The organism is Mesorhizobium sp. M7A.F.Ca.CA.004.04.2.1 (assembly GCF_004022825.1).
GTDB lineage: Bacteria > Pseudomonadota > Alphaproteobacteria > Rhizobiales > Rhizobiaceae > Mesorhizobium.
The window spans coordinates 1-6,474 of the sequence record NZ_RZPH01000248.1 but is presented as its reverse complement, the minus strand read 5'-3'; the positions used below and the strand labels follow the sequence as shown (position 1 = coordinate 6,474).

Sequence of the window (6,474 nt, the reverse complement as noted above, 5' to 3'; positions counted from 1 at the left end):
GTCCCCACCACCATTTGTTGTCGAGAAACCAGTCGACGGTCTTGGCGAGGCCGCTGTCGAAATTCTCATTGGGCGCCCAGCCCAGGTCTCGGCCTATCTTCGAGGCGTCGATGGCATAGCGGCGATCGTGACCGGGGCGGTCGGTGACGAAGGAAATCAGGTCGCGATAGCTCTTGCCCCCTGCCCGCGGCCGCCTGCCGTCGAGCAGATCGCAGATCGTCTCGACGACGCCAAGGTTGGTCCGCTCGGAATTGCCGCCGACATTGTAGCTTTCGCCCGGCAGTCCCCTGGTCGCGACAAGTTCCAGCGCGCGCGCGTGATCCTCGACGAACAGCCAGTCGCGCACATTGGCGCCGGCGCCATAGACCGGCAGCGGCTTTTCATCGAGCGCATTGAGGATGACCAGCGGGATCAGCTTTTCGGGAAAGTGATAGGGTCCGTAATTGTTCGAGCAATTGGAAAGCACGACCGGCAGGCCATAGGTTTCGTGCCAGGCCCGCACCAGATGATCCGAGGCCGCCTTCGAGGCGGAATAGGGCGAGGATGGCGCGTAGGGCGTTTCCTCGACGAACATGCCGCCGTCGAAGGGAAGATCGCCGAACACCTCGTCGGTCGAGACATGATGGAAGCGGAAATGGCTCTTCCGGTCTTCGGGCAGGCCGCGCCAATATTCCAGCGCGGCATTGAGCATCTTGTAGGTGCCGACGATGTTGGTCTCGATAAAGGTGCCCGGCCCATCGATCGAGCGGTCGACATGGCTCTCGGCGGCAAGGTTCATGACGATGTCGATATCGTCGCGCCGGAGGATGTCGAGCACAGCCTTTTCGTCGCAGATGTCGGCCTGCGCGAAGCGATAATTGTGTGCGTTCTCGATCGGCCGCAGCGAGGCCAGGTTTCCCGCATAGGTTAGCTTGTCGAGATTGGTCACCCGATAGGCCGGGTTGGCGCATAGATGCCGGCACACCGCCGAACCGATAAAGCCAGCACCGCCCGTCACCAGAAAATTCATGCCGCTGTCCTCACGCAACCCATCAGGCGAACACCTCGGCGGCGGCCAGCAGCGGCGCCTTGAGGTCCTTGTCCGAGAGCTGGAACCCGCCGGCCAATGACGGCCATTCGATGCCGATGGCGGGATCGTCGAAACGGACCGACCGATCATGCGCCTGCGAATAGGTGTCGGTCACCTTATACAGGACCTCGGTGTCAGGCACGAGCGTCACGAAACCGTGCGCGAAGCCTTTCGGCACCAGAATCTGGTTGCCCTTTTCGGCCGACACTTCGAGAGCGACCCATTTTCCGAAGGTTTTCGAACCGCGGCGAATGTCGACCGCGACATCGAGAATGCTGCCCCGGATGACGCGCAGCAGCTTGTCCTGGGCGCGCGGCGCAAGCTGATAGTGAAGCCCTCGCAAGACGCCCGCCGCGGCGGAATAGGAATGATTGTCCTGCACGAAAGCCAGGTCTATGCCGGCCTGCGAAAAGCGCTCGGCATTGTAGGTTTCCACGAAGAAGCCGCGCGCGTCGCCATGTCGCTTCGGCACGATTTCCAGCACGCCATCGATGCCAAGGGGCCTGACCTCCAACACCTAGCCCTCCGACAGGTCGACGACACGCCGGCGCAGATAGGCGGCATATTCATTCTTGCCCAGGTGATCGGCGCGACGCAGAACCTGGTCCACTGTCAGCCAACCCTGTTCAAAGGCGATCTCTTCGGGACAAGCGACCTTGATGCCCTGGCGGTGCTCGATGGTGCGCACGAATGATGAGGCCTCATGCAGGCTGTCATGCGTGCCGGTGTCGAGCCAGGCATAGCCGCGCCCCAACCGATGCACATGCAACTGGCCGCGCTCGAGGTAGACGTTGTTGACCGCCGTGATCTCGAGTTCGCCACGCGCCGAGGGACGGATGGCAGGGGCGATGTCGACGACGTCGTTGTCATAGAAGTAAAGACCGGTGACCGCCCAGTTGGATTTCGGCACCTGCGGCTTTTCCTCGATCGTCAGCGCCGTTCCCGTGGCCTTGTCGAAGGAAACCACGCCATAACGCTGGGGATCCTCGACATGATAGGCGAACACCGAAGCGCCCTTTTCGCGCGAGGCAGCGTCGCGGCAAAGCTGCGACAGCCCGTCGCCGAAATAGATGTTGTCGCCGAGGATCATCGACACGTTGTCCTTGCCGATGAAATTGCGGCCGATGATGAAGGCCTCCGCCAGCCCGTTGGGCTGCGGTTGCTCGGCATAGGACAGGTCGAGGCCGAACTCCGATCCATCGCCAAGCAGATCGCGAAAAACGGGCAGGTCACGCGGCGTCGAAATGATCAGAATTTCACGGATACCCGCGAGCATCAGAACGCTCAGCGGATAATAGATCATCGGCTTGTCGTATATCGGCAGAATTTGCTTAGAGACTGCTAATGTTAGTGGATAAAGACGCGTTCCACTGCCTCCAGCAAGGATAATTCCTTTCAAGAAGCTCTCCTTGACATGCCTGAACCCCCCGGCCCCAGCCGACCGTGCTTAGGTTCCATGCAATGGCTTGTCAATCTCGGCGTTCGGCAAACGTCTGGGTCACGATCCAGCGCCAATCCATCGCCAATTCCAGGCGACGCATTGCTATCGTCTTGCCAGAGCCGGCCTGACGGGAACAAGCAGATTGTCATCATGGGCCTCGGTCGACTCGCCTCTCTGGCTTAACCGCCCAGCGAATCCCTTGTGAAAGATGATGCCATTCATATAGGCGAAAGTCATCGCAAGCGCCGCCGTTCGCATGGGATAATCGACCAGGGAATGAACGAGCAGAAACGATACTGAGAGAAACGCCATTTTCTGCAGCGGATCTCGCCGTGCCGCCAGGGAAAACGCAAAAAGCAATATCGAGTAGGCCGCGACCAGAAAGACAACAGGCGCGCCACCTTCAAGCGCCAATTCCAGATAATCATTGTGGGCGTGATTGACGTAGGGCTTGAAGATCATCTCCCCCTTTTCGTAAATCTGGTAGACTTTCGGAAAACTCCCAAAGCCGACGCCCGTCGCCCAGTTCTCTTCAATTCCCGCGATCGTGGTGCGTGCAAATTCGGCCCGTCCAAAGGCCGGGTCAACCACTTCCGCATCGATCTTCGTCCACGCCCCGATCGTGTAGAGCGAAAGTCCGATGAAGACAGCGGGTATTCCATACCCGCCCAGCCTCGAGCGCGCGGACAGAAAGACGACCGATATTATGGTGATCGCCAGCCCTATCAGAATACCGGCGCGCGAACCGGCGGCCAGAAGCAGCAGCAGCAGCGTTATCAAACCGAGCGACCCGGACAGAAGGTGCCCGCGAAACAGGCCGTAGTAGACGACGAAGGGGATGGAGACGAAGAGCAAAGCTGAAAAGTGGTTCTGGTTGGCAAACAGTCCCGCATTGATCGTGAACGGCAGCAAACCCTGTATGGCAACCGTATCGGAGAGCGAATACTGGATCGCCGCAGCCAATCCGTTACAGATGACACCCATCAAAAAGAAGGGCAGGAGGCCGTAGACCTGATCTGGGCGCAAGCGGGTGACGCTCAGAAAGAATGCAGCCATCGCCACGAAGTACAACAGACACTCGATCGTGCGTCCCACGCCGACACTGACGAAACGCAGCCCGGTTTCACCGCTCAGCCATGGATTTGCAAGTAAAACCTCAGGCCGCAATCCGCTCAACAGGGCGGCGGGCAACGGCACGATTTGGAAACAGAACACGGCAAGGCCCAGAGCAAGCAACCACAGGGCCGAGCGAGGGATGCCGTGCTCAGACGGCCTTGAAAAGATGGCCGCGGCCGCGACAATCGCCGCCACCTCGATCACCGCCTCGGTGTAGAGACCGCTCGCGGTGCCGCCGCCAATCAGCACTGACAGGAAAAGAACCGACCCAAGCAGATATTTTTCCCATTCCGTGGACCGGGCTGACCGCTCTCTCAAGATGAAACTCTTTCGATGCTCAATTTGTGCATGACCAACGTGCCAACGTATCGAAATCGCCAGCTCTCAGCGATGGCAGCTGTTTCCAGCCGCAACACTTGCATGGGACACGCGCCTGGTCCGATCGCGAAATCCAGACTCAACTGCCGCCGATTGAATGTGCCCTCCGGAATGTTGAACCGAGCTATTTCTCCCGCCGGATCCGCGCATCTGATGGACCAGAACAACTGCTTGGGCAGCTTCAGGTTTCTCGCGGAGGCGATCAGGGAAATCCTGTAGGAGCCGGGAGGCAGTTCGACATATTGCTGGAGCGCGGCGTTCTTCACCGGCGTATTCAGAAACCGGACAGTCGCTCCGCTATCGCTTTCGCCGACGTCGCGCGCCCCGGCAAAGGTAATTTCCAGACCGGAGCGGTCGCGAACCTGCCAGTCGAATGGCTTGTCGCTGAGGATCTGTTCAAAGCCGCCGTTGAAGATGTATCCGGCCAGTGTCCGCTCCTGATCGGTCATACTGAACAGGAACAGCCGATAGGCCGCCTCGTATTCCTTCTGCCGGATGTACCCGTTGATTACGGCAGACAATTCCTTCGACGTCGGTTGTGAGCTCGATCCGGTAAGGTCCAGCAACAGTTGATTTGCGACGCGCAGGCCCCGCGGATCCTTACCAAGGGCGGAGAAAAGATTGGACCTCCACGGTGCCTCGATCCTTAAGGCTGCCAGGACAGCCTGATATCCGTCCGGGTTTGCAAGAATAGCCGGCAAGCCCGCCGCAATGACTGGAAATGTGTCCGGCCACCGGCGCAGCAACGTGTCGATCTCGGCGACGGCCTTTGACAGGTCGCCCATCTCGATCGAGCGATCGATCGATCTCTGAAGCGAATGGATTTCAGTCTTGGACAGCTTTCGAGCCTGGTCGAAGAGTTCAAAAGCCTCGTCTTTCTCGCCTTGTCGATACTCAATCTCGCCTATCAGGCTGTAGAGCCGGGCGTCCGCGACGTTGAAACGAAGCGCGCCCCTCGCCTTTGCTGCCAAGACGTCGAGATCAACACCGTCGCCTGTTTCGCTCAGCCGACCGGCAATTTCGCCTATCAAGGCATCTATATTCAACGGATCGAGCGCAAGCGAGACGGCCGGCGTTTCCGACTCAAGAAGCCGACTTAGCCCTATCGACGAAACCGCCAACACCAGAACGGAGGCGACGAACCAAACGCCTGAACGCCGGAGATTTCGCGTGAGCGGGCTCGCCTGCTCCGTCATCGACTTTGCCCTCAATTTTCGGGGTACTCGCGCCATAGTCGTAGTACTGATAGTTCATGTATTTATAGGCGTAATTGTAATCGAACTTGTTGACCGTGAATTTCGACATCGCCGCTCCGATCACGTTCGCACCGGCTGAGCGCAGACGCTTGAGTGCCGTTTTGGCTGACTTGCGTGTGACCTGATTGGTCGAAACGACCATCAATGTGCCTTCGGCAAGCCGGCTGAGGATTGGTGCATCGGAAAGACCGACGACCGGCGGGGCGTCGATGATGACCAGATCGAAGCGTTTGCCGAGATTGGTCAAGATCAACGCCATCTTCGGCGACGAGAGCAGGTCGGCCGGATTCGGCGGAATCGTTCCGGACGTCAGCACGGTGACATTAGGGTATTTCGTCGGTCTGAAAATGCCCGGCAGATCGTCCTTGCGAACGGTATTAGTCAGCAGGTTGCTCAACCCGATCGCATTGTCGAGGCCGAACAGCCGGTGCAGGTTGGGTTTGCGGAGATCGCCGTCGACAAGCAGAACCCTTGCGCCGAGTGCCGCGAAATCCTGGCCAAGCTTGAACGACGTGGTCGACTTGCCTTCCGACGGTTCCGAACTGGTCACCAGCAGCGATCGCGGCGCGCCCTCCGCACCGGAGAACTGCAGCGATGTCCGCAGCGAACGATAGGCCTCGGAGAGCCCGGATTTTTGATCGGCGATGCTGGCTATGAGTTCGCGGTCACCGACAAGCGGCAGGATGCCGAGCATCGCCAGCCCCAGCTCTTTCTCGATCTGCTCCGGGTTGGTGAAAGTGTTGTTCAGCAACTCGATGATGTAGATGATCGATGCAGCCAGGGCCATGAAAAGCGCGAGAGCGACTGCAAGGTTGATGCTCAGACGTGGAGAATAGGGGGCTGTGGGCAGCGAAGCGAAATCGACTATCGCAGCGCTTTGCGTCTTGAGCTCCGAGCTGACGCCGACTTCATTCAGCTTGGCGATAAGGCTGTCATACTGCGACCGGTTGGAGTCGACCTCGCGCTTCAGGATCGTGTATTTGATATTCTTGTCGTTGAAGACGACCTGCTGCCTCTCCATCTCCGCGAGCTTGGACTTGAGATCGGCTTCCTTGTTCTGTGCTTCCTGATATTTCAGCCGCAACGAATCGGTTATCGCCAGCACGCCGTTGTTGTAGATTCGCTGGAGTTCCTTGATCTGCGATTGCAATTGCTGCATTTCCGGAAAACCGGGCTTCAGGATGCCCAATTTCTGCTGATATTGGCTGGTCAGA

The 6,474-nt window shown here is 58.6% G+C and carries 6 protein-coding genes; all 6 read right to left on the bottom strand.

What is annotated here, in order from left to right; genetic code table 11:
* A partial coding sequence (rfbB, locus tag EN893_RS13555) for a dTDP-glucose 4,6-dehydratase (RefSeq protein WP_128361589.1) occupies positions 1-1,009 on the bottom strand: 1,009 nt, incomplete at its 3' end.
* A gap of 22 nt (positions 1,010-1,031) precedes the next feature.
* Entirely contained in the window at positions 1,032-1,586 is a 555-nt protein-coding gene (gene rfbC / locus EN893_RS13550) for a dTDP-4-dehydrorhamnose 3,5-epimerase (protein ID WP_127272014.1), read from the bottom strand.
* Positions 1,587-2,468 (bottom strand): glucose-1-phosphate thymidylyltransferase RfbA, encoded by an 882-nt coding sequence (rfbA, locus tag EN893_RS13545; RefSeq protein ID WP_127272412.1) that lies wholly within the window; start codon positions 2,466-2,468, stop codon positions 1,587-1,589.
* A 144-nt stretch (positions 2,469-2,612) separates the two neighbouring features.
* Positions 2,613-3,944 (bottom strand): O-antigen ligase family protein, encoded by a 1,332-nt coding sequence (locus EN893_RS13540; RefSeq protein WP_127268324.1) that lies wholly within the window; start codon positions 3,942-3,944, stop codon positions 2,613-2,615.
* The gene (locus tag EN893_RS13535) at positions 3,941-5,128 is read right to left on the bottom strand and encodes a hypothetical protein (RefSeq protein WP_245456755.1); all 1,188 of its coding nucleotides are present in this window, start codon (positions 5,126-5,128) and stop codon (positions 3,941-3,943) included. Before EN893_RS13535 ends, EN893_RS13540 begins: the two co-directional genes overlap by 4 nt.
* A partial coding sequence (locus tag EN893_RS13530) for a polysaccharide biosynthesis tyrosine autokinase (RefSeq protein ID WP_128361588.1) occupies positions 5,088-6,474 on the bottom strand: 1,387 nt, incomplete at its 5' end. The genes EN893_RS13535 and EN893_RS13530, both read right to left, overlap by 41 nt.